This window comes from Variovorax sp. P1_H2, from assembly GCF_056405295.1.
The window spans coordinates 1-20,783 of the sequence record NZ_JBFUCJ010000119.1 but is presented as its reverse complement, the minus strand read 5'-3'; the positions used below and the strand labels follow the sequence as shown (position 1 = coordinate 20,783).

Sequence of the window (20,783 nt, the reverse complement as noted above, 5' to 3'; positions counted from 1 at the left end):
AGCCAGCGCCATGCGGCCGTTGGCCAGCAGCAGATCGAACTGTTCTTCGGTGATGAATGGGAAGTTGGAAGCCATGGCGTTCTCCTTGTACGTAGCGTGCGGGATTGCCCGTGAGCGTCCACGGCACGCCGCTGCGCAAGCGGTCTAGGTTCGAAGACGGCCGCAGGCCGCCAGCGCACAGGGTGCGCGCAGACCTTGACGGCGCGAACGGCGTGGCATCCTGAAGGGAACAGCAAGCCCCCTCGCCTGCCCCATCTTCTGGCCCTGGCCGACCCGCCGCCATCGCGGCGGGCACTCCAAGAGGATTCGAGCGGCGGGCTTCGTGGCCGGAGCACGAAGCAGTGCTCGAACGTGTGCAACAACTGCTGGATCAAAAAAACTCGCCGCCATGACGCTTCGAAGATCCATGATTGAACATGTCTTCGGGACGCTAAAGCACTGGATGGGTTCGACGCGCTTCTCGATGACGACCATGGCGCACGTCGACATAGTTTTCGGACTGCGCTGCTGGCCGCGCGTGAAGCCGGAAGGCAGATTGCACTGCGAAGTCGACTTCAGAACGGTTGCGGCCATTCAGCGCAGATGACTGGCAGTCAGGATCGGCACTCAGCGCTCGGTCTGTTCGGGGGTTCGCTGCGCGATCGCATCCGTTGAGCGTTTCCGACGCCTGAGGCATCAGCCCGCCAGGTAGGCGCTGAGCTTGTCCATGATTTCACGGCTGCCGCGCTCACGGCTTCCGTTGTCGTCGTAGCCGTCGAGGAAGGCGCCTTGCTCCGTCATGATCAGTTTGGCGCCGGCGCCCGAGGGCTTGAACTCGAATGTAGCGAGCGAGACCGAAATCTTCCGCCCGTCCAGGCGCATCTCGTAGGCGTACACGATGCGTTCGCCGGGGATGATGTCGAAGTAGGTCGCATCGAACTCGGTGACCAAGCCGGTCCTCCACTGGCCCTTCAGCCGTTCGCGGCCGCCGGCCTTGAAATCCATGGTCCGCTCGACAATGTCCCACCGGTCATTGGGCGCGGTGAACCAGCCGTTCTTGCCCTCGATGCTCGCAAAGGCGTCGAACACCCGCTGCGGTGTCACGGACGCATAGGTGCGCTCGATGGTGAAAACCCCGTGGGCCACGCTGCGGTTCGCTTCGGATCTCTGGGCGGTCATTTCGGTTCTCCGTCTGGAAAGCGTTGGAGGTGTTCGCCGAGACGGTCGAGACGCTGGTCCCACTCCGCCCGGCGCTGGTTGAACCACCGCTCGGCGAGGCTGAGCGCGGTGGGCTCTATTCGGCACGTACGCACCCGGCCGACCTTCTCGGAACGCACCAGCCCGCTGTCTTCCAACATCGCCAGGTGCTGGACGATGGCCGGCAGCGACATGCCGTACGGCTGGGCCAACTCGCTGACCGAGGCGGGACCGCGGGACAGACGCTCGACCATGCTGCGCCGTGTCGGGTCCGCAAGAGCCTGGAAGGTCAAGTCGAGATTGGCGGCCGGGGTCGGCATCAGCCGTCCTTCAAGGGAAAGTACTGGAAGAAGGGCTCGGCCTCTGCCAGTACCCGGGCCACGCTGGGCCGCGCCTTCAGGCGGCCGAGGTAGGCAGCGAGCTCGGGCCAATCGGTCAGGGGGATGGTGTAGTCGGCGTAGAACAGCGCCGGCAAGGCGGCGCAGTCAGCCAAGGTGAAGGTGTCGCCCATGGCCCAGGGTCCGGTGATCATGGGGGCGATCAGGTTGTAGCCAGAGCGGATTTGGTTGCGTGCCTGCTCGACCCCGAAAGGATCGTGCTGCCCTTGCGGACGCAGGCGTTCGGCGACCACCTGCTGAAACGGAAGGTGGATATAGCAGTCGATGAGTCGGTCGATCAGCCGGGTTTGCATCGCCAGGTCTGGATCGCTCGGCACGAGCGAGACCGCGGAGGGCTCGTTTCGAGCCAGGTAGTCGATGATGATGCTCGATTCCGGGAGCGTCTTGCCTAGCGCGTTCTCGCGCAAAACGGGAAACTTGGCAAGCGGCCAGATCGCCTCGAAGGCGGCGCGGGCGGCCGGATCGCCGAGGTCCACCTGACGCGGCTCGAACTCGACGTCGGCCTCATAGAGCGCGATCAACACTTTCCAGCAGAAGGAGGAGAGCGGGTGGTAATAGAGGGTCCAGCGCATTGCAAGTGTCATACTTAAGTGAATGCCTAAGTATGTCTGCGCACAGGCCGAGCGTCAAGCCGCCAACTTCTGGGTCAGTTGACTGGACTTCCGGTTCAGACTGGTTGCTGGCGTTCGCTCGCACAGGACGTCCAGCAATGGGCGTCCCTACCGCAATCCTCGGCCCGCAACGGCTGTACAGGCCTCGCGCAAACCGGGCGTTCGCGAGGATCAGGAAGCTTGAAGCCGGCGTCGGAACAGCGCGGCACCAGCGACGCGTCGGGCAGCCTGCCCGGCGCGCGACCGGCCAGCAGTTCGGGCGTGATGGCCTCGCCTGCCTTGACCTCCCGGAGAAGGCACTTGCCGACCAATGCCTCGGACTGCGGCAGGCGAAGGTCGGCCACCGTCATGGCATCTCGTCAGTGGATGAACATCCTGCGATGCAGGCGCCGCAGCGACCACCAGATGCTGAATGCCACCAGCGGAATCGCCAGTGCAGCCGTGGTCTCCGGCGACATCGGCCAACCGATGCTCTGGGCACCCTTGGCCAGGTAGCTGATGAGGCCGACGATATAGTAGGTGATGGCCGCGACCGAGAGTCCTTCCACGGTGGCCTGCAGCTTCAGTTGCAGATCCTGCCGGCGGTTCAGGGCCTCCAGAACCGCCTGGCTGCTTTGCTGCTGCTCGATCTCCACGCGGGTGCGCAGCAGGTCGCTCATCCTGGAGACGCGCTGGGACAGTGAATCCTGTCGCCGCACCGCCCATTCGCATGTCTTTCGCGCCGGGGTCAGGCGTCGGTCCATGAACTCGGCAATGCTTTGGAGACCACCCAGCCTTGCTTCGGAAATCTGCACGATGCGCTGGTCCAGCAGTTCGAAATAGGCGCTGCTGGCGGAAAGCCGTGAATGCGTGGCGGCATGCTGGCTCTCGACCTCCCCGGCGAGGCGCGTGAGCCGGTCCAGCAAGACCGGTTCCGCGTCGCGCTCCGCGCTGCGAATGGCTTGTGCGAGCGCCGCCAACTCGCCTTCCGCACTGCCCAGGGCCTCGCCCGCCTGCCGCGCCGCCGGCAATCCGAGCAGGGCCGCCATTCGGTACGTCTCGATCTCGAGGATCCGCTGCACGAGTCGGCCGAGTCGGCGAGGCTGCAAATCGTCCGCGAAAAGCAGGATGCGGGAAGAACCGTCCGCGTGGATGGCGAAGTCGGTGTACACCTGCGCCTGTTCGCCCGCGACGCTGGAGCCCACCAGCGCCTGCTCGTTCAGCATCTCCCTGACACGGACGTCGCCGACGCTTCCGCGCGCTGCAAATACCCAGAGATTGAGGCTGCAGAGGCACTGCCCGGGAAGCCCGCCGAGCCAGTCGTTCGGCACGGCATCGATCGCGCTGGCGGGCAGGCGAGTATGGCTCGCCTGAGCAGGTTCATGCATCGTGAACGTCCAGGTGACGAACTCGGTGTGCAGCTCCCAGCGCAATCGCAGCGCTCCGACTCCGACCCGCAAATGCGTGGTGGTCTCGTCAGGCGGCGCCAGATGATGGTCGCGCAACAGCCGTGCAAGATGCGTTCGGCTCTGCGCGCGTTGCGCGGCGTCGGCGAGCATCACGACATGCGCGATGCTCAAGGCGCCGGTCAGCGCTTCCGGCGGGCGGGCATGGACTTCGTTGTGCAGCTCCACGCGCTGCGGATGCTGGGTAACGCTGCTGATGGGAGGCATGGGCTGCAAGCATACTGCGTGTGCGTGATCAGCCGATCCGCACAACGGCATCGGTCTCGTCCGACAGACCGGGGTTTGGCGACGACGACGATGGATATTGTTTGCAAGCGCCTGCATGCCGTCGCACCATTCTTCAGGAGACTCGCAATGACACCCAAGAACACGATCTGCCTGTGGTACGACGGCGACGCCGTCGACGCCGCGAACTTCTATGCCCGGACCTTCCCCGACAGCGCCGTCGGCGCCATCCTCCGCGCGCCGGGCGACTATCCAGACGGCCACCAGGGCGATGTACTGGTCGTCGAGTTCACGGTCGCCGGCTCCCCTGCATCGGGTTGAATGGCGGCCCGCACTTCAAGCACAACGAGGCCTTCTCGTTCCAGATCGCGACCGACGACCAGGCCGAGACCGATCGCCTGTGGAACGCCATCGTCGGCAACGGCGGCCAGGAAAGCGAGTGCGGCTGGTGCAAGGACCGCTGGGGATTGTCATGGCAGATCACGCCGCGTGTGCTCACCGCGGCGATAGCCGATCCCGACCGCGCGGCGGCGAAGCGCGTTTTTGAGGCGATGATGACCATGGGGAAGATCGATATCGCCGCGATCGAGGCGGCACGGTTGGGCCCCGCGCCGTCCCCAAGTTGATGGAGCGCGCGACGAGCCGGCATCTTGCGCATCTGACGCCGAACGCGCACGCTCCTGCCATGAAACGTCGCACTGTCCTGGGCACCGCGTTCGCCCTTGCGTGTCTGCAGAACAGTCAGCGGACAGGCGCAGCTGAAAGCGTCCTGCGCCTCGGATGGGTCACGGCTCAGGACGCCACCAGCCTGGCCCCGATGGTCGCCGCCTTGCGCGCCTCGCTGGCCCGGCTGGGCTATGTCGAGGGCCGCAACCTCGTCATCGCGTTCAGGTATGGCGACGGCGCGGCCGAACGCGTCCCCGAACTGGTTGCGGAACTCCAGCGCATGCCGATCGACATCCTGCTGGCGCAGGGAGGTCCGGCGGTCGACGTCGTGAACGGCCTGCCGGTGGCGGTGCCGGTGGCCTACGTCTTCAGCGGCGACCCTGTCTCGGCGGGCTTCGCGAAGAGCCTCGCGCGTCCCGACTCGAACATGACCGGCCTCACGCTGCTGGCCGCCGAGATGAACGGGAAGCTGCTGGAGATCCTGCGCGAGATGGTTCCGTCGCTGCGCGACGTGGCCATCGTGCTCAACCCCGAGCACCCGGGCTCGCACATCGAGCGCGACTACACCGACGGTGCCGCAAGTCAACTCGGCCTGCGCACGGCCTACTTTCTCGCCCGCACGCGCGACGAGGTGGCGTCCTCGCTGGAGGCCATGGCCGCATCGCCGGCACGTGCGGTGTCGATCTTCAGCGACAGCGTCGTGGTGACCAACCGGCGGCAGATCCTCGATTTCGCGATCGCGCGCAAGATGCCCGTGATGTCGGGCTGGCCGATCTTCGCGGACAGCGGTGCGCTCTGCACCTATGGGCCGCGCCTCGTGGACTCCTACGCGCGGCTCGCCTCATATGTCGATCGCATGGCCAAGGGCGCCAAGCCTGCGGACCTGCCGATCGAGCGGCCCACGACCTTCGAGCTGGTGCTGAACCTGAAGACCGCCAGCGCGATCGGGCTCAAGCTGCCGCAGTCGCTGCTGTTGCGCGCCAACCGGGTGATCCGCTAGATTGCCGTCGCGCCAGGCAGGCAATTCGGCTCGGGACTCTTTCAACTGCTGGAGCTTGGCCTGCTCCCCGAGCAGCATGCTTTTGCGGCGCGCTGCCCCAGCCGGCGCTCAGGCCCCGAACAGCCGCTGCACCAGCCCCCGCAGCCACACATTGGCCGCATCCTGGTGAAAGCGCCGGTGCCAGAACTGGCGCACCTCGACTGCCGGTGACTTGAACGGCGGCTCGACGATGCGGATGTCGCCGTGGTGGACGCAGATGTTGGCCAGGTCGCGCGGCACGGTCGCGATGAGGTCCGAGCTCTCGATGATCGGCAGAGCTCTGGCGGCGTCGCTGGATGGTTCTCTGAGGCAAACCCGCTGTGCCCAGCACGACACTGGTCTTCACGCTGCGACAGCGCAGTCGCCCGTCGAGCCTGCGAGCGCGACCGCATCGGCACCGGCCAGATAACGCATCCGTGGAGAGGCATCGTTCACGGCCTGCCACACGGCCTCGGCCACATCCTGCTCGGTCGTGACGGCCGCTGGCTGGCCCAGCGCGGCGAAGATCGCCTGGGCATAAGGCGCGTAGGCCTCGGGGATCAGCCCTTGCATGCGCTCGGCGCCATTCGCCGTGAACTGCGTGGTGGGTGCATAGCCAGGCTCGACCAGCTTCACGCGGACGTTGAAGCTTTCCAGCTCGAAGGCCAGCGACGCGGTGAAGCCTTCGATGGCCGTCTTGCTGGCGGTATATGCCGCCACCAGCGGCATGGGGGCCAGCGTGGCACTCGAAGTCACGTTCACCACCAGGCCCGACCGGCGCGCGCGGAACTGCGGCAAGACCGCCTGGGTCATCGCCATCGTGCCGAAGGTGTTGGTGTCGAAGATGTCGCGCACCGTCTCCATGGGTGTCGCTTCGAAGGCGCCGAACAGGCCGACGCCCGCGTTGTTCACGAGCACATCAATGGGGCCCGCGGCCCCCAGGGTCCAGGCGATGCTTTCAGGCTTGGTCACGTCCAGCGGCAACACACGCAGCCGGGCCGACGGCGGCAGGATGCCGGAGCGCGGGGTGCGCATGGTGGCGATGACGTTCCAGCCCCGGGCGTGGAAATGGCGAGCGGTCTCCAGGCCATAGCCGGAAGAGCAGCCCGTGATCAGTATGGTTTTCATGGCGAGTCCTTTTGTCGTTGCAGTGGAAGGTGGCGCAACGATATCGGGCCAGGTCCGGATTAACTACACTACAAAGTCCAATTTTCTTTTGCAGGAGTCCGGTCATGGTAGATCCACTCGCCGAGGTCATCACGCTGCTGCGACCGCGCGCGGTGTTCTCCAAGGTGATCAGCGGCGCGGGTTCCTGGGCCGTGCGCTACTCGGACTTTGGCCAACCCAGCTTCTGCGCGATGCTGGAAGGTCGATGCGTGCTGGCAGTGGACAGGCAAGAGCCTGTGACCCTGGAGGCGGGCGACTTCGTGCTGATGCCAGCGACGCCGGGGTTCACGTTGTCGGGCATGGAACCCGCGGTGCCAGTTTTTTTCGACCCCAAGGCCCCAGCGCCCGAGGACGAGTTGCGCCACGGCAGGCGCAAAGGCCCGCCGAACGTGCGCATGCTGGGTGGCTACTTCGAATTCGATTCGCCCGACGCCGCGTTGCTGGTGTCACTGCTGCCAACGCTGCKACATGTGCGAGGCATCGAGCGTCTGTCGATTCTGGTGCAACTGGTCAGGCAAGAGTGCATGGAAGCGCGGCCTGGCCGCGATCTGGTGCTGGCGCGGTTCGTGGAAGTGCTGCTGGTCGAGGCACTGCGCTCCAGTACCTCTGATGGCGCCCCGCCTGGGCTTCTGCGTGGGCTGGCGGATGCCCGGGTGGCTGTGGGGCTGCGGCTGATGCACAGCGCCCCTGCGCGCTCGTGGACGGTGGATGCACTGGCCAAGGAGGCCGCCCTGTCCCGCTCCACCTTCTTCGAGCGCTTTTCGCGTGCGGTGGGCCTGCCCCCAATGGAGTACCTGCTGGCCTGGCGCATGGCGCTGGCCAAGGATCTGCTTAGCCGCAACAGCATCGCCATCACCGAGGTGGCCGAGAGGGTGGGCTACAGTTCGGCCAGTACATTCAGCACGGCGTTCAGCCGCCATGTCGGGCTGTCGCCGGGCCGCTACGCGCGTCAGCAATAAGGCATTGCGGCCTCACGCCGTGATGCGGCGACGGGAAACTAAGGCCGGCAAGATGTTCACACCCGCACACCAGTTGCCTGAAGCGCGGCTGGAAAAGACCGTGATGGCATGCCCGGCCGGTTCGCGGATCGTGAACACCTCGTGGTCGATGGCAGGGCGTGCCTCGATCGGTGACAGGTCGAGCCCCAAGGAGGCGAACCGCCTCGCGCGGAGAATGCGGCTTGATCGCCAGCGATGACGAGCGCTACGCAAGCATACGTGAGCACCTTGTCTGACAGCAAGGGTTCGACGCCCCCGCTCGGGTGTTAGGTTGCATTCGAGAGTGTCAACACGGCTGCCTGATCTGACGAGTCGCTGAACACTGGGAACTGCTCGAGCAGCCCAAGCCTCTTTCAGAGGCGAGTAGCCCGGCGCGCCGCATTTTTTTCGGCAAGTCCTGTGGGGGTCGCGGTGATGGTAGCGCGCAGATCATTCAGTGCAGCCACGTCGACACGGCTTCGCGAGATGCCGGCCGGCGAAGCCCTGGCGCTGCTGACGACGCACGTCAGGCTGGACCCGACGTATGTGCCTGTCAAGGACGACCACAGCCGTCGCTGGCACGTGTCCACCGCGCGTGGCGAGTTCGAGATCCTGACCACCGGAGCCAAGTGGTACGACACACGAGTGCGGCTCGGCGGTGGCGGCGCCATCGATCTGGCGATGCACGTCCTCGGCCTGTCGTTCGTAGATGCGGTGAAGCACCTGACCAACGCGGCAGGCCGGCATGGTCCAGATCGTTCGTAAGGGCCCCCTGGCGAACCCGTCGGAGGTCATCAAGCATTTGCGCCCGGCGGCAACGCAGGCGCATTCCATCGTGCTACGCGAGCCAAGGCCCGCGGGGTTCCCGCTGCTCTTCACGGCGCAGTGGCAACTCATCGAGCCGGTCGTGACTTTCCTGCCTGAACACTTCGTGCAGCGGGCGCAGCCCGTTCCCGTCAGGGGATGAACGCGACAGCGCGCACCTGGAGCAGCCCGGCACCGGCGTGCGGCCGGTGGACGCCCCGCGACACCACGCAATCCGATCCACAGTGGTACATCGACGACCAGAATGCCGTCCCCGGTGGTCTGGGTCGACAGCTGGGCGCGTCGCGAAGTCCTACGCGGAACTCTCATCGATGACGGCGCAACCATGATGCACGTCAGCTATGCTCGAATGCCAACGATAGAAAGGACGGCCATCCCATGAAGAAGAAGCTGGTTGCTGCACTACTCGCGATGGCCATGTTCGGGGGCTGCGCCATCTACCCCGACGGTCCAGGATATCCAGGTGGCGGCTACGGAAAGCAATGCCCGCCAGGACAGGCAAAGAAGGGCAACTGCTAGCTTAGCTGCTAAGCTAGACGGGTCTCTCTCGGGTAGTCCCACATAGCATCTGAATGTCGGTGGCCAACGTGAACTTCTTGTGAGCGTGCATCTCCGTGCCTCTGTCCCAGGTCAGTGATTTGTAGAGTTCCTGTGTCCATTCGCAGAATTCTGTTCGCCGTTCTTGCACGAATGTGTTCGCGCCTTCACGTTGGCCCCCCTCTTTCCTTAGGTTTGCGTCGCAAGTCCGTGCCGGCACTGCGTGCGGCGGGGCCCGCTGTCATTCATGGCGACGCCTGGGCTACGATGCGCTGGCAATCAAGAGCCTCAAGTTCGGACGCCCGACCAGCCGCCGAATACGGCAGGAGCTCCCATGAACCATGTCCTGATTCTCGGAGGCACAGGCTTCGTTGGTCAAAGCCTGTGTGCGTTGCTCGCAGAGCACGGTTGTGACATGACAGTGCCCACGCGCAACAAGTCGCCGGCGTTGAAACTGGGCCTGCCGGCATCGGTCGATCTCGTGAGCGCCGATGTTCATGATCTTGCACAACTCACGAAGCTTGTGGAGGGCAAGGACGCCGTGGTCAATCTCATCGCCATCCTCCATGGCAGCGAAGCACAGTTCGATCGAACTCACGTCGAGTTGCCTCGTACGCTGGTCTCGGCCTGCCGCACGGCCGGCGTGCGGCGGATCGTGCATGTCAGCGCGCTCGGCGTGAACGGTCCGCAGCCAAGCCGGTACCTCCGGTCCAAGGCGGAAGGCGAGAGGGTGTTGAAGGATGCGGATCTCGATACGACGCTGCTTCGTCCATCGGTGATCTATGGCGAAAAGGATCGCTTCCTGAACCTGTTCGCGCGCCTGCTGGCGTTCGCTCCAGTGTTCCCGCTGGCGTGTGCGGGAGCCCGCTTCCAGCCCGTGTGGGTCGAGGACGTCGCCCGCGCGATTCTCGTCTGCCTCGAGCGACCAGAGACGTCGGGGCAAACCTTCGAGTGCGCAGGGCCCGACATCTACACGCTGGCGGAGCTGGTCAAGCTTGCCGGCCGGTGGTCAGGCCACGAAAGACCCGTGCTTCCAATTCCGCAGCTTGTAGGAACACTTCAGGCACTCGTGATGGAACACTTGCCAGGCGAACCGCTGATGTCGCGCGACAACCTTCAGTCGATGCGCACCCCCAACGTTGCCACCGGACTGCTGCCGTCCCTGGGAGATCTGGGTATCCGCCCTGCCGCACTGTCCAGCATCGGACCCCGCTATCTAGGCGCCGCTCGCACGCCAGGCAGGAGGAATTGAGACCACGTCGACGCATTCAGGCGCTCGGCACACTTTCGTGACAAGCAACCCGCGACGAAACTCATCATTCGGAAATCCCGCTTCGTTTTAAATCAACGGCTTAGCGCCGATTCCTGACGAACACCTTCCTGCAAATCGACGTCGATGCCCTGGTCCGGTGTGACGGAGCCCGTCGATCCGCGTCCTGCAATCATCGTGTCGCCTTCATCGCTCGCACCCATCCGTTCCATGGCTCGGAAATTCCTTGGAATAAATGCACGGCCATTGTGGACATTGGATCTGCAAGACCAACTGCCCGCATGCTAGAGGCCCGCCCACCAGGCGCGAAAGGGACCGGCATGCAGATTCAGGTCGATGGATTCCGACGCACTCGGCGCCGAGGGGAATTTCCATTGAAGGACGTCCGGGTCCTCGAGGTCCTGGCGCTGCTGCTCTTGATGTGCGGCCTGGCCGGCCACAGCCTTGCCGGCAGCATGAAGGGCAAGGTCGTGTTCGGCGGCCCGGCCCCCGCGCCGGCCAAGGTGCCTGTCACGATCGACCAGTACCTGTGCGGCAACGAAAAGCCCGCCGATGACCTTCAGGTGTCCGCGAGTCGCGAGATTCGCAACGCCGTCGTCTGGATCGAGAACGCGCCGGCCGGCGCCGCGCCGCCAGCGATCCAGAAGATCGAAGTCGACCAGAAAGGATGCGCGTTCATCCCCAGGGTGGTCATCGTTCCGGCCGGCGCAACAGTGGACTTCCTCAACAGCGATCGCCTGCTCCACAACATTCACGCCACCCCGAAAACCAACGTCTCCTTCAACCGAACGCAGCCGATGGGCCGGACGATTCCGATCACCTTCGCCCAGCCCGAGATCGTTCGAATCAACTGTGACCTGCACGCCTGGATGACGGCTTGGGTGGTTGTTGCCGCGCACCGCTTCTATGCGATTACCGGAGCCGATGGGACGTTTGCGTTCGACAATCTTCCGCCAGGCCAGTACCAGTTGCAGGTCTGGCATGAAACGCTCGGCACGGTGCCGGCGAGCGTCAACGTGAGCGATCAGCAGCCCGCGCAGCTCACTGTGGAATTGAAGCCCCGGTGAAACCGCGGCCCCGGAGCCGCCCTTTTAGGGAACGACGCTGATCTTCTTTGACGCCTCCCAGGCGGCGGAATGCGTCGGCTCCTCGACGGCCCGCAGCGTCCCGCCTTCGTCGAGCGCGATCGTGAAGGTCACGGTCGGCGCTGAATAGACCGGGTGCAGATAGGCCCGCGCGATCTCCACCGAGTCCTTGTAAAGCGCGATATAGCGCACGAAGTGCTCGGAGAGCGACGGATGCGGCGAGTCGGCGCCGACGCTGATCGTCACGTTGAACCAGGCGCCGCGGCGCACGCTGTCCGGCGCGGTGAGCCTGGGCGTGTGCTTGGCGTCGAAGCCCTTGTGGATGTCACGGAATTCCGGCGTGAACTGCTGCGCCTGCTCTTCCTCCGGCTGCGCGGCGATGGCGCCGAAGCCCATCGCCAGACCTAGTGTCGCCATCACGATGCGCTGTGTGTTTCGAACGGTCATTGCCTTGGTCCCCCTTGGTGTTCCGGTCAGATATCGGGGAGAAACTGCTTGACCATCGTGAGCAGTTCGCTCGGGCTGTAGGGCTTCGCGAGGTAGCTGGAGGCGCCTGCCTGGATCGCCTTCTCGCGGTCGCCGCTCAATGCGTACGAGGTGATCACGATGATCGGAATGTGGCGCGTGGCCGCTTGCGTGGTCAGCAGCCTCGTCGCGTCGAGCCCGGACATTTTGGGAAGCTGCACATCCATCAGGATCAGATCGGGCAACTCCTGCTGCGCGAGTGCGAAGCCGGTCTCGCCGTCGGCCGCCTCGATCAGGCGGCAGGCCGAGCGCTTGAGCAACTGCCGAACGATCTTTCGGTTGTACTCGTTGTCCTCGACATAGAGGATCTTGCGCTCGGTCATGAACCGGTCTCTCTTTCGCCCGCGCGCAACGGCACGGAAAACATGAAGGTGGAGCCCTTCCCCAGCTCGCTTTCGACCCAGATGCGGCCGCCCAGCCTTTCGACGAACTTCTTCGAGATGCTGAGGCCGAGCCCCGTTCCGCCGAATTCCCGCGTGATGGTCGTATCGACCTGGCGGAACTCGGTGAAGATGTTGTCGAGTTCATCCTGGGCGATGCCGATGCCGGTGTCGGAGACGCGGTAGATGAGCTCGTCACCCACGAGTTCGACGGCGATATCGACCTGCCCCTGCCGCGTGAATTTCAATGCATTGCCAGCCAGATTGGTCAAGCACTGGGCGAGCCGCCCGCTGTCGCCGTAGGCCACCGGCAGATCCTCCGGCGCGTGCGCCGTGAACGCCAGCCCTTTCTCCGCCGCGATGGAGCGCAGGGACGTTCGCACCGTGTTGACCACATCGCTGACGGCGTACTCGTTGAGCGCCAGCTCCATCCGGCCGGCCTCGATCTTGGACAGATCGAGCACATCGTTGATCAGCCGCAGCAGATTTCGGCCGTTGACCTGGATGTCCGTGAGCGGCTCCTTCAGCTCGTCCGGAACCTCGCCGTAGATTCCGTCGATCATCATTTCGCTGAATCCGAGAATCGCGTTCATCGGGGTGCGCAGCTCGTGGCTCATGTTGGCCAGGAACTCGGACTTGGCCTTGCTCGCGCGCGACAGCTGCTCATTGAGATCAACGAGCTTCGCGGCCGCCTGCCGCTGTGATTCGTCGAGACGATGCAGTTGCTGGCTCATGTGGTTCATCCGGTCGGCGAGCGCTCCGAATTCGTCACGGTTGGGCACCATGATTTTGCGCCCGAAATTTCCCGCCGCGACGTCGTCCAGGAAAACATCCGCCGCACGCACCGGGAGGATGAAAGACCACGAGATCACGAACCCGCACAGCCAGGCGAGCAGCACGGCGCTCACGGCGAAGACCAGGGTCAGGGTCAGCGATCTGCGGTTGGCGGCGCCGACGCTTTCACGCAGCTGTGCCATCCGGCTCTGCTCCACGTCGACCAGTTGGCTCATGCGCAACGCGATCTGCGCGTCGAGGCGCTCCTCGCGCTGGAGCAGGTCGGTCGTGATGTTCTCGAGCTTGCCGTCGCGGATGGCATTGGCAATGTCGGCGACCACGCCCATGGCGTCGTCCTGCGAAGCGCGGATCTGGTCGATCAGCCCCTTCTGCCCGGCGGCCGCGGCGGTGTCCAGCTTGGCCAGCGATTCGTTGAACCGGTTGTTCTCGCGCAGGATGCGCTCGATGGCGGCCTCATCCTTCGACAACAGCGCCAGTGCCGTGAAATGCATCTGCCTGTCCAGCGCATGCTGGCTCTGTTGCGCCCAGCTGACGCGCTCATGCGCCTGGTCGAGCAGATGGCTCTGCCCGGTGGTGTTCACGAGAATGAGCAGGCTGGCGACCGCCATCGCGATGAACAACAGGGTGATGATCAGGAAGGCCAGCAGCAGCTTGGTGTGCACCGAGGCGCGAACGCGCGCCACCCCTTCCACCAGCGCGGCCAGCGGTGAACGCTTCAACACCTGCGTAACAAGCTGTTCAAGTTTGATGGCCGGGCTCCCGTCAAGGACCGAATGGAGCGCTTCGCCACCGCGAGCCACGAGCGAGCGACCTTGTGGAACCACCACGAAGCCGCTACATTTTTTGTCTCGGGAGAATTGACGGTGAGAACCCCTCCACGCATCCTCATCGTCGACGACAACGCGACCAACGTCAAGATTCTGCAGGCGCGCCTGGGCAGCGAGGGCTACGAGGTGGTCTCGGCCGCCGACGGCCTGGAAGGCCTGGCCGCGGCACGCGACCTTACACCGGACCTGATCCTGCTCGACCTGATGATGCCCAAGATGGACGGCATCGAAGTTTGCCGGCGCTTGCGGGCTGACCCCGACTTTCCCTTCACGCCCATCATCATGGTGACGGCGATGGCCGACCTGAAGGACGTCGTCGCCGGCCTCGAGGCGGGCGGCGACGAGTACCTGACGAAGCCGGTGGACCATGCAGCGCTCGCCGCTCGGGTGCGTTCGATGCTGCGAATCAAGCGCCTGCACGACCAGGTCGAAGCGCTGGTCGCGCAGGTGAAGGACTGGAACGCATCGCTCGAACGCCGCGTCGCCACCCAGGTCGCCGAACTCGAGCGCGTCGGCCGGCTCCGACGCTTCTTCTCGCCGCAACTGGCTGAACTCATCGTGAGCGGTGGCGCCGAAGACCCTCTGCAAAGCCATCGACGTGAAATCACCGTGGTCTTTCTGGATCTGCGCGGCTTTACGGCCTTCGCCGAGAGCGCCGAACCGGAGGACGTGATGGCCGTGCTGCGCCAATACCACGCGGCGACCGGCGAGCTGATCCTCGCGTACGAGGGAACGCTCGAGCGCTTCACCGGCGACGGCATGATGATCTTCTTCAACGATCCGGTTCCCATGCCCGACGCCGCCGAACGCGCCGTGCGGATGTCGCTGGCGATCCGCGAGCGGGTCGGCTCGATCGCCGAGACATGGCTGCGGCGCGGCTATTCGCTCGGCCTGGGCATCGGCGTCGCCCAGGGTTTCGCCACGATCGGCGCCATCGGGTTCGAGGGGCGCTGGGACTACGGCGCGATCGGCACCGTGACCAACCTCGCGGCACGACTGTGCGGAGAGGCCGAGCGAAACCAGATCCTGATTTCACGGCCCGTCTATGCGCAACTGGAGTCGCTGCTCGACGTGGAGCCGCCGCAGACGCTCGGCTTGAAGGGGTTTCAGCGTCCGGTCGACTGCTTCAGTGTTCGTGGCATGAAGGCGGTGCCGAGTTGAGCGCGCGGCCTCTAGATCGGGGCGCGCAACAGATCCGCCGCTTCCACAAGATCCGGGGTGTCGAAGCCCTCGGTGAAGCCGTCGCGAGCATTCGCCAGCATGCGCCACGCTTGCTCCTTCTTGCCTTGCTGTTGCCATAGCCGCGCCAGGCTCACGGCGGCCCGCAGTTCCAGCATCTTCGCGCCTTGCCGACGGCTGATGGCGAGCGCCTGGTCGAAAGAAGCTTCGGCGGCCTTCGCGTCGGGCGGCGAAAGGGCCAGCAGGCATACCCCTTTGAGGCGATGGCGCTCGGCCGCGAACTGGCAGCTCCCCGTGCTTGCTTCTTCCGCCTGCGCCTGCGCCAGCAAGCCAAGCGCTTCGTCGTACGACTTCAATTGCATATGAAGCTCGGCCATGTCGGACGAACGCTGCGCCGAATACGAAGGAGACGCCGTGCTCAACCGGACAGCGAGCAATTTGAGCTGGGAGAGGTCCTGCCTGCCTTCCTGCATGACCTGGGCCCTGCCCTGCAACGCTTCACCCGTCGCCATCCAATAAGTCATGCCATGTTGTCGCGTCAGGGCGATGGTCTCGGCCGACAAGCTCAGGGCCTCCGTGTGCCTGTTCAACCAGCGGCAAAGCATGGTCGCGAAGAGCAGTGCCATCGCAAGCGTCTTGGGGTGTTTCATCGCTCGTGCCTGCTGGAGCATCCGACCGCACAGCGCTTCCGCCTGGTCTGCGAAGCCGAGGAAACAAAGCGCCCACGACAAATGCCCGGCATACGATACCGACAGATCTTCGCCGAACAATTCCAGCATCAGGTGATGCTGGTCCGGGCGATAGAGTGCGACAGCCTCCGCGGTGTGCACCCTCGAGGCTCCGAACTCGCCCAGCCAGAAAGACGCCACGGCCGCCACATAGTGCGCCGCTTGCCGACCGATCGGATCATCGCGTACCAGGTTCAGCAGCCGCATGGCGGCTTGCGGCACCCCGCGCGGACCGAGGGTCGCAACCGTGTTCCTCAAGCGCGTCCATTCGGCCAGGAACGCTTCCGGACCGGCCACCACCAACTCGCGCAAGGCAGAAATTCGCGCCGTGGCACGGGTGGCATCTTCGGACCCGTAGCCCTGGGTCGCGTGCAACGCAGGGCAAAGGGCGACCAGGATCGAGAATTCCGTCCGATCCCTTTCCGGCGTCCCGGGCAGGGTCATCAGCGATTGCAGTCCGCGATTGAAATGTGCGATCGCTTCCAGGTTGGCCGAGCCGGAGATCGCTCGTTGCCCGGCCTTGGTCCAGTATTCGATGGATGGCCGAATTTCTCCGGCGGCGGACAGGTGATGTGCGAGGAGTTCCGGCCGGGCTGCGACGCTGTCGGGAAAGGCGCTTTGCAGAACCTGCGCGATCTGCCGATGCGCCGCCTGTCGATCGGCCCGAGTTTGCGATTGATAGGCAGCTTCCTGGATCAAGGCGTGCTTGAACTGGCAGGTCGCTTCATTGACCTTCAATATCAGGCCGGAATCCATCAATTGACTCAGAGAACTCGCCAGCGCGCTCGGACTGGAGGGGGACACCTTGCGCAGCAGGTCGACCCCGAATTCCCGCCCGATCGTGGCGGCGATCTGAGCGGTGTATTTCGCTTCGCCCAGTCGGTCCATGCGGGCCGCCAGGACGTCATGCAGCGTTCCCGGAATGCTTGCCCAATCGTCCTGGGTGGCAGTCTTCGCCAGTTCCTCTGCAAAAAGCGGGACGCCATCGGCGCGTTCCACAATGCGGCCGACCGTCACTGCCGAGAGATCCGCGCTGACCGAGGCGATCAATTGCGCCATCTCGCGTTCGGCGAGGGGCGCGAGCGGCAGCACGGAAGCGGCAAAGGGCGGAATGAACCCGGGCCGCACGGTGAAGATCGCGAGCAGGGCCTCGGCTCCCTTCTGCTCGACCAGCAATGTCAGCAGCTCCAGTGTGGAAGGATCGACCCAGTGCAGGTCTTCCACGATGAACAGCAGCGGCAGCTTCGCCGCCGGTCCCGTCAACATCGCGCGCAGCAGCTTGATCGTCAGTTCTTTCTGCTGATGTGGGGAGAGACCGGTCGCGTCGGCGTGTGCGGGTTGCGGCAGGGAATACAGCGAGGCCAGCAGGGGGACGGCATCTCGAGCCAATGCAGGGTAAGTCGTTGCGACATGGCGCGCCAGTTTGGCGGACTTCAGCTCCGGGGAGTCGGCGGGGGCGAAGCCCAGGTTCGCTTCGAGCAGCACCAGCAGTGGATGAAACGGCGACTTGCTGTATTCCGGAAAACAGCGCAGCTGACGGATGGCATGCGGTTGGCCCGCAAGCCGTTGTTTGAAGGCATGCACCAGGCGAGACTTGCCGATGGCCGGCTCGCCCTGCACCAGCACCGCAAAGCTGGCGCCCTGCTTTGCCTCTTCCCACAAATCCGTGAGTTGCGTGAGTTCGGCCTGCCGTCCGACCAGCGGCGTCAGCTGCGTTGCCGCATCGAGGCGGGTGCGGGCGCCGCTCTCTCGTTCGACTTTGAACACTTCCACGGGCTTGGCCGAGTCGGGCAAGGACTGGGCGCCCAGGCTCGTGCAATCGAAATAGCCGGCCACGATGCCGTGCGTCTCCCGGCTGATCGCTGCTTGGTTGTGCCCGATGCAGCGGCGCAGCTGGATGGCGACCCCGGAAGTCTTGCCGACAGTGTCCGGCAGGGAGGGGTCGCCGCCCGTCATGATCAGACCGGTATGCACGCCTGATCGGATCACAACGCCGTGAGCGGCCACCCGGGTGACGGCCAGCGCGGCCTGCACGGCACGCACCGCACTGTCCTCATGGGATTGCGGGTAGCCGAAATAGGCCAGCAATCCGCCACCATGCATGGGCACGAGATATCCCGAGAGCCTGCGGATGATCTCGACACAGTGGGCCCTGGGTGCGGCCAGGAGTTCCATCGCATCGTCGGGGTCGTCGATTCCGGAGGGAATCAACTCGCAGAACAGCACGGTGGCCTGGCGGCGCTGCGCATGCGATTGCAGTTGCGGCATTGTCTGCGGCGGGGCGGGTGGGATCTCGGGGCGCCCGAATTCAGCGTTGCGGATGCGCTCGGCCAACCGCCGTGTCTCCGCGCCGGGGATGACGCCCAGTTCCTTTTTGAGCAGTCGACAACACGCGTCAAACTGTCCAAGGGCCGCACCGCTCTGGCCGCACAAGGCGTAAAGGCGCATCACCCTGCGGTGGKCGGCTTCATCCCACGGCTCGAGGTCCGCATGTCGCAAGGCAAATCTCAGGGCCTTGCCATGGTCKCCGATGGCCTCGTGGAGATTCGCCAACTGCTCCAACATGGCAAGCACGCGGCGATGCAGGGCTTCACGCTGGACGAGAAGCCATTCTTCGAAATCGGGGCAGTCCGGCAAGTAGAAACCCGCCATCAATTCACCGCGATAGAGGTCGACGACCTTCTCATTCCGGTGCTGCAGCGCGTCCTGGTCTTGCCGCGCAATTGGCGCATGGACGCTGAACTCCATGGCGTCAATGAAGGCATCCGGAATGAAACGGATGGTGTTCTTGCTGGCCGAGAACAAGGGTTTGCCGGCGGGCAATTCCACCACGCGGCGCAAATCCGACAGGGTCCGGCGCAGATTGCCTCGCGCCGTGACGGGGTCGTTGCCGCTCCAGAACAGTTCGGCCAGAACCTCCCGCTTGTGATCCTGCTGCGATTCCAGCGCCAGGTAGGCGAGCAGCGCACGCATCTTGTCGTACGAAATCCCGGCAATCGGACGCCCGTTCAGAGTGCAGTCGAAGCCGCCCAGCAACCTGAGTTGGAGGCCGTCGTCGAAGGGGCGTGCGGGCTGATTCAAGTTCTTTCGATCATCACTGTACGAGGGTGGCTTCGGCGTGCGAACGATTGGCGAACGATGGCTTTGTACTGTCCGGCAGCTTCATCGTTGAAGCCAGTCGAGCCAGTGTGTCTCGCAGCATCTTACCGAGGAGAGCGGCATGTCGAACCTGCGTGCGGTCATCATTTCTGCCCTTTTGAGCGGCGTGCTTGTGTGGGTGGGCCATGCCGCGCTGTCCAGTGCCCCCAGCGTGGAATCCGCGCAGCACGTGCCCAAGCCGGTGCACGCGGAAGATCCAGCGACGCAGAGGGCCGCGGGTCGTCTGGACGGGGAAGATCTGTTTCAGGCCTATGTCGCCTGGGTCGCTGCAGCGCATGTCCATGCCGCCCTGCACGGCGAGGACGCGCAACTGCCGAGCCAGTTCTAGGTTTATGAGGATGAAGAACTTGGCGCACCGAATCCAACTCATCGGCGCCTTCGCTGCGGGTGCGACCGTGTCCGGCGCGCTCGTCGCGTCCGCGATGAACAGTCCGCCCCTGAATGATGCGGCGACACCGAGACCGGCACGGGTCGCCGCGGCAGCCCCGCCCGCTCTTGCGGGCCAATCCAGGCTCGATCTTCTGCGCAACGAAGCGGCGAGCGGAGACGGGTTTTCAAACAGGGAGCTCGCCACCGCCTTGATGGACAGCTACGACCAGACCGGCGACCCCGATACGCTCTACGAGGCCATGGTGTGGGTCGATAGACGATGGAACGTGTCCGGCAATGCGGAACTGGCTCCGCGCGTCGTCGCGAACTACTGCGGGCAGAGCGTGGTGCGTTGGCACTGGCTCTGCCTTCTCGGCGAATGACCGAGACGAGGCCTGGGTCGATCGAGTCATGAAGACGGCCTCAGGGAATATTTCAGGCGATGGCCGCATCTAACGGGGACCACCCCAGCAGAGCTTCCGCCCGCGCATGAGGGGACAAAGATGGCCAAGCCATCACATCCAACCCTGCGAATGCCCAACATGCATGTACGACCTTCCGAACCCATGGCCGCGCTGGATCCCCTCGGCCTTCATGTCGTGATGACCCGTCGGCTGATCACGGCCGGCGTGCTGGCGTTGTGCACGACGGCGCCAGTGCTCGCTGCGCCGACGCAGTACGCGGCGAGCAGATCTACGCGCGATGTCTGGCGTGTCATGCCCTGGCCGCGGACCGCGTAGGACCGCGGCACTGCGCTCTGTTCGGGCGACTGGCTGGGAGCGTTCCCGGTTTCAACTATTCGCAGGCGATGAAGAACTCCCGCATCACCTGGAGCGACAAGACGCTGGACCGCTTCCTGGCCAAGCCCTTGAGCATGGTGCCCGGAAGCTCGATGACCTACGATGGGATTGCCGATCCAAACGACCGCTCCGATCTGATCGCCTACCTTCGGGCACGCCGACGAGACCCCCGAGTGCGGCCAGCAGGCAGGGGCGACACGGTGACGTGGCCGGCGTACAGCGCGCCCAAGAGCGCCCGCCAGCGGCATCCTGCCCAACGGTGGAAACCATGCCAATGGTCTATTGCGCTGGCGGGAGGCCGATGCCAGAATTTTTGGCTCAGGTCGGGCTCATCCACTGACGGGCCGGCTGCCGACGCGAAAAGCAGGTCCGCCTCGACTTCGAGAGGGAAACGCCATGCCATCGCACCACCGTTGCATCTTCGGCCTACGGGTATCACCCACCGCCGCCATCGTGGTCGCTTCGTCCAGCCTGCTGCAGGCCGGCAGCGTCGGCGCCGGGGGGCCGGCATCCACATTCGATCCTCTCCTGTCCGAGCCGGGCCGGACCTGCGGGCCGGTGGTTAGCGGGCCGCCCGCGCTGCTCAAGGCGCTTATCCGTGTCAAGAGCGAGACGGCACCC

At 64.7% G+C, this 20,783-nt stretch carries 26 protein-coding genes and 2 pseudogenes; 15 read left to right on the top strand and 13 right to left on the bottom strand.

Annotation, left to right across the window (positions count from 1 at the left end; genetic code table 11):
- Window positions 1-322 precede the first annotated feature (322 nt).
- On the top strand, window positions 323-586 hold the full coding sequence (locus AC1D2E_RS29155; RefSeq protein WP_478200628.1) for a hypothetical protein: 264 nt from the start codon (window positions 323-325) through the stop codon (window positions 584-586).
- An 89-nt stretch (window positions 587-675) separates the two neighbouring features.
- On the opposite strand, the gene AC1D2E_RS29150 is transcribed toward AC1D2E_RS29155, so the two are convergent.
- The 5 genes from AC1D2E_RS29150 to AC1D2E_RS29130 all read right to left on the bottom strand — a co-directional run bounded on the left by AC1D2E_RS29150 (window position 676) and on the right by AC1D2E_RS29130 (window position 3,837).
- Window positions 676-1,158, bottom strand: a complete 483-nt coding sequence (locus AC1D2E_RS29150) for an SRPBCC family protein (protein ID WP_478200627.1) — start codon at window positions 1,156-1,158, stop codon at window positions 676-678.
- On the bottom strand, window positions 1,155-1,496 hold the full coding sequence (locus AC1D2E_RS29145) for an ArsR/SmtB family transcription factor (RefSeq protein WP_478200626.1): 342 nt from the start codon (window positions 1,494-1,496) through the stop codon (window positions 1,155-1,157). The genes AC1D2E_RS29150 and AC1D2E_RS29145 overlap by 4 nt, the downstream gene beginning before the upstream one ends.
- Window positions 1,496-2,146, bottom strand: coding sequence for a glutathione S-transferase family protein (locus tag AC1D2E_RS29140; protein ID WP_478200625.1), 651 nt, complete (start codon window positions 2,144-2,146; stop codon window positions 1,496-1,498). Before AC1D2E_RS29140 ends, AC1D2E_RS29145 begins: the two co-directional genes overlap by 1 nt.
- Before the next feature lie 95 nt (window positions 2,147-2,241).
- Window positions 2,242-2,535 carry a hypothetical protein gene (locus AC1D2E_RS29135; RefSeq protein ID WP_478200624.1) on the bottom strand — a complete coding sequence of 98 codons (294 nt, stop codon included), beginning with the start codon at window positions 2,533-2,535 and terminating at the stop codon, window positions 2,242-2,244.
- Window positions 2,536-2,544: 9 nt separating this feature from the next.
- Window positions 2,545-3,837: a DUF3422 family protein gene (locus tag AC1D2E_RS29130; protein ID WP_478200623.1), complete on the bottom strand. Its 1,293-nt coding sequence runs from the start codon at window positions 3,835-3,837 to the stop codon at window positions 2,545-2,547.
- 147 nt (window positions 3,838-3,984) lie between these two features.
- Between AC1D2E_RS29130 and AC1D2E_RS29125 the strand changes: the two are divergent.
- Together AC1D2E_RS29125 and AC1D2E_RS29120 are read left to right on the top strand one after the other, a co-directional pair.
- Window positions 3,985-4,481, top strand: a pseudogene (locus AC1D2E_RS29125) (VOC family protein).
- A gap of 59 nt (window positions 4,482-4,540) precedes the next feature.
- A complete protein-coding gene (locus AC1D2E_RS29120) occupies window positions 4,541-5,521 on the top strand; it encodes an ABC transporter substrate-binding protein (RefSeq protein WP_478200622.1) in 981 nt (326 codons plus the stop codon).
- A 108-nt stretch (window positions 5,522-5,629) separates the two neighbouring features.
- Here the strand turns inward: AC1D2E_RS29120 and AC1D2E_RS29115 are convergent, their stop codons facing one another.
- The gene (locus AC1D2E_RS29115) at window positions 5,630-5,800 is read right to left on the bottom strand and encodes a hypothetical protein (protein WP_478200621.1); all 171 of its coding nucleotides are present in this window, start codon (window positions 5,798-5,800) and stop codon (window positions 5,630-5,632) included.
- A gap of 102 nt (window positions 5,801-5,902) precedes the next feature.
- Window positions 5,903-6,667, bottom strand: a complete 765-nt coding sequence (locus tag AC1D2E_RS29110) for an SDR family oxidoreductase (protein ID WP_478200620.1) — start codon at window positions 6,665-6,667, stop codon at window positions 5,903-5,905.
- Window positions 6,668-6,771: 104 nt separating this feature from the next.
- Here AC1D2E_RS29110 and AC1D2E_RS29105 point away from each other — a divergent pair, with 104 nt between their 5' ends.
- Window positions 6,772-7,665: an AraC family transcriptional regulator gene (locus AC1D2E_RS29105; protein ID WP_478200619.1), complete on the top strand. Its 894-nt coding sequence runs from the start codon at window positions 6,772-6,774 to the stop codon at window positions 7,663-7,665.
- 12 nt (window positions 7,666-7,677) lie between these two features.
- On the opposite strand, the gene AC1D2E_RS29100 is transcribed toward AC1D2E_RS29105, so the two are convergent.
- Complete coding sequence (locus tag AC1D2E_RS29100; protein WP_478200618.1) at window positions 7,678-7,854, bottom strand: hypothetical protein; 177 nt, start codon at window positions 7,852-7,854, stop codon at window positions 7,678-7,680.
- Between the two features lie 315 nt (window positions 7,855-8,169).
- Between AC1D2E_RS29100 and AC1D2E_RS29095 the strand changes: the two genes are divergently transcribed.
- The 4 genes from AC1D2E_RS29095 to AC1D2E_RS29080 all read left to right on the top strand — a co-directional run bounded on the left by AC1D2E_RS29095 (window position 8,170) and on the right by AC1D2E_RS29080 (window position 10,297).
- Window positions 8,170-8,448, top strand: coding sequence for a hypothetical protein (locus AC1D2E_RS29095; protein ID WP_478200617.1), 279 nt, complete (start codon window positions 8,170-8,172; stop codon window positions 8,446-8,448).
- Window positions 8,429-8,650: a hypothetical protein gene (locus tag AC1D2E_RS29090; protein WP_478200616.1), complete on the top strand. Its 222-nt coding sequence runs from the start codon at window positions 8,429-8,431 to the stop codon at window positions 8,648-8,650. The genes AC1D2E_RS29095 and AC1D2E_RS29090 overlap by 20 nt, the downstream gene beginning before the upstream one ends.
- A gap of 236 nt (window positions 8,651-8,886) precedes the next feature.
- Complete coding sequence (locus AC1D2E_RS29085; RefSeq protein ID WP_478200615.1) at window positions 8,887-9,027, top strand: hypothetical protein; 141 nt, start codon at window positions 8,887-8,889, stop codon at window positions 9,025-9,027.
- 352 nt (window positions 9,028-9,379) lie between these two features.
- A complete protein-coding gene (locus AC1D2E_RS29080) occupies window positions 9,380-10,297 on the top strand; it encodes a complex I NDUFA9 subunit family protein (RefSeq protein WP_478200614.1) in 918 nt (305 codons plus the stop codon).
- A 92-nt stretch (window positions 10,298-10,389) separates the two neighbouring features.
- Here AC1D2E_RS29080 and AC1D2E_RS29075 read toward each other — a convergent pair whose 3' ends face one another.
- On the bottom strand, window positions 10,390-10,527 hold the full coding sequence (locus AC1D2E_RS29075; RefSeq protein ID WP_478200613.1) for a hypothetical protein: 138 nt from the start codon (window positions 10,525-10,527) through the stop codon (window positions 10,390-10,392).
- Between the two features lie 162 nt (window positions 10,528-10,689).
- On the opposite strand from AC1D2E_RS29075, the gene AC1D2E_RS29070 reads away from it, so the two are divergent.
- Complete coding sequence (locus AC1D2E_RS29070) at window positions 10,690-11,382, top strand: carboxypeptidase regulatory-like domain-containing protein (RefSeq protein WP_478200612.1); 693 nt, start codon at window positions 10,690-10,692, stop codon at window positions 11,380-11,382.
- A gap of 24 nt (window positions 11,383-11,406) precedes the next feature.
- Here the strand turns inward: AC1D2E_RS29070 and AC1D2E_RS29065 are convergent, their stop codons facing one another.
- Genes AC1D2E_RS29065 through AC1D2E_RS29055 form a run of 3 tightly spaced genes read right to left on the bottom strand, consistent with a single transcriptional unit; the run spans window position 11,407 to window position 13,927 of the window.
- The gene (locus tag AC1D2E_RS29065; protein ID WP_478200611.1) at window positions 11,407-11,847 is read right to left on the bottom strand and encodes a desulfoferrodoxin family protein; all 441 of its coding nucleotides are present in this window, start codon (window positions 11,845-11,847) and stop codon (window positions 11,407-11,409) included.
- Window positions 11,848-11,873: 26 nt separating this feature from the next.
- On the bottom strand, window positions 11,874-12,248 hold the full coding sequence (locus AC1D2E_RS29060; protein ID WP_478176003.1) for a response regulator: 375 nt from the start codon (window positions 12,246-12,248) through the stop codon (window positions 11,874-11,876).
- The gene (locus AC1D2E_RS29055; RefSeq protein WP_478200610.1) at window positions 12,245-13,927 is read right to left on the bottom strand and encodes a sensor histidine kinase; all 1,683 of its coding nucleotides are present in this window, start codon (window positions 13,925-13,927) and stop codon (window positions 12,245-12,247) included. Before AC1D2E_RS29055 ends, AC1D2E_RS29060 begins: the two co-directional genes overlap by 4 nt.
- 36 nt (window positions 13,928-13,963) lie before the next feature.
- Between AC1D2E_RS29055 and AC1D2E_RS29050 the strand changes: the two genes are divergently transcribed.
- Window positions 13,964-15,088 (top strand): adenylate/guanylate cyclase domain-containing protein, encoded by a 1,125-nt coding sequence (locus AC1D2E_RS29050; RefSeq protein ID WP_478200609.1) that lies wholly within the window; start codon window positions 13,964-13,966, stop codon window positions 15,086-15,088.
- 11 nt (window positions 15,089-15,099) lie between these two features.
- Here AC1D2E_RS29050 and AC1D2E_RS29045 read toward each other — a convergent pair whose 3' ends face one another.
- Window positions 15,100-18,915 (bottom strand): BTAD domain-containing putative transcriptional regulator, encoded by a 3,816-nt coding sequence (locus tag AC1D2E_RS29045; RefSeq protein WP_478200608.1) that lies wholly within the window; start codon window positions 18,913-18,915, stop codon window positions 15,100-15,102.
- A gap of 139 nt (window positions 18,916-19,054) precedes the next feature.
- On the opposite strand from AC1D2E_RS29045, the gene AC1D2E_RS29040 reads away from it, so the two are divergent.
- The 5 genes and pseudogenes from AC1D2E_RS29040 to AC1D2E_RS29020 form a co-directional block, all read left to right on the top strand.
- Window positions 19,055-19,321, top strand: coding sequence for a hypothetical protein (locus AC1D2E_RS29040; protein ID WP_478200607.1), 267 nt, complete (start codon window positions 19,055-19,057; stop codon window positions 19,319-19,321).
- 10 nt (window positions 19,322-19,331) lie between these two features.
- Entirely contained in the window at window positions 19,332-19,745 is a 414-nt protein-coding gene (locus AC1D2E_RS29035; RefSeq protein WP_478200606.1) for a hypothetical protein, read from the top strand.
- A 159-nt stretch (window positions 19,746-19,904) separates the two neighbouring features.
- A complete protein-coding gene (locus tag AC1D2E_RS29030) occupies window positions 19,905-20,102 on the top strand; it encodes a hypothetical protein (RefSeq protein ID WP_478200630.1) in 198 nt (65 codons plus the stop codon).
- Window positions 20,054-20,332, top strand: a pseudogene (locus AC1D2E_RS29025) (c-type cytochrome); the annotation flags it as partial. The gene AC1D2E_RS29030 and the pseudogene AC1D2E_RS29025, both read left to right, overlap by 49 nt.
- A 226-nt stretch (window positions 20,333-20,558) precedes the next feature.
- A partial coding sequence (locus tag AC1D2E_RS29020; RefSeq protein WP_478200629.1) for a hypothetical protein occupies window positions 20,559-20,783 on the top strand: 225 nt, incomplete at its 3' end.

Bases quoted from the DNA above. Each gene is read 5' to 3' on its own strand.
- AC1D2E_RS29120 (WP_478200622.1), top strand. From the start codon at position 4,541: ATGAAACGTCGCACTGTCCTGGGCACCGCGTTCGCCCTTGCGTGTCTG.
- AC1D2E_RS29080 (WP_478200614.1), top strand. From the start codon at position 9,380: ATGAACCATGTCCTGATTCTCGGAGGCACAGGCTTCGTTGGTCAAAGC.
- AC1D2E_RS29145 (WP_478200626.1), bottom strand. From the start codon at position 1,496: ATGCCGACCCCGGCCGCCAATCTCGACTTGACCTTCCAGGCTCTTGCG.
- AC1D2E_RS29075 (WP_478200613.1), bottom strand. From the start codon at position 10,527: ATGGAACGGATGGGTGCGAGCGATGAAGGCGACACGATGATTGCAGGA.
- AC1D2E_RS29035 (WP_478200606.1), top strand. From the start codon at position 19,332: ATGAAGAACTTGGCGCACCGAATCCAACTCATCGGCGCCTTCGCTGCG.
- AC1D2E_RS29130 (WP_478200623.1), bottom strand. From the start codon at position 3,837: ATGCCTCCCATCAGCAGCGTTACCCAGCATCCGCAGCGCGTGGAGCTG.
- AC1D2E_RS29135 (WP_478200624.1), bottom strand. From the start codon at position 2,535: ATGACGGTGGCCGACCTTCGCCTGCCGCAGTCCGAGGCATTGGTCGGC.
- AC1D2E_RS29150 (WP_478200627.1), bottom strand. From the start codon at position 1,158: ATGACCGCCCAGAGATCCGAAGCGAACCGCAGCGTGGCCCACGGGGTT.
- AC1D2E_RS29030 (WP_478200630.1), top strand. From the start codon at position 19,905: ATGCATGTACGACCTTCCGAACCCATGGCCGCGCTGGATCCCCTCGGC.
- AC1D2E_RS29060 (WP_478176003.1), bottom strand. From the start codon at position 12,248: ATGACCGAGCGCAAGATCCTCTATGTCGAGGACAACGAGTACAACCGA.
- AC1D2E_RS29065 (WP_478200611.1), bottom strand. From the start codon at position 11,847: ATGACCGTTCGAAACACACAGCGCATCGTGATGGCGACACTAGGTCTG.
- AC1D2E_RS29095 (WP_478200617.1), top strand. From the start codon at position 8,170: ATGCCGGCCGGCGAAGCCCTGGCGCTGCTGACGACGCACGTCAGGCTG.
- AC1D2E_RS29085 (WP_478200615.1), top strand. From the start codon at position 8,887: ATGAAGAAGAAGCTGGTTGCTGCACTACTCGCGATGGCCATGTTCGGG.
- AC1D2E_RS29140 (WP_478200625.1), bottom strand. From the start codon at position 2,146: ATGCGCTGGACCCTCTATTACCACCCGCTCTCCTCCTTCTGCTGGAAA.
- AC1D2E_RS29090 (WP_478200616.1), top strand. From the start codon at position 8,429: ATGGTCCAGATCGTTCGTAAGGGCCCCCTGGCGAACCCGTCGGAGGTC.
- AC1D2E_RS29040 (WP_478200607.1), top strand. From the start codon at position 19,055: ATGTCGAACCTGCGTGCGGTCATCATTTCTGCCCTTTTGAGCGGCGTG.
- AC1D2E_RS29110 (WP_478200620.1), bottom strand. From the start codon at position 6,667: ATGAAAACCATACTGATCACGGGCTGCTCTTCCGGCTATGGCCTGGAG.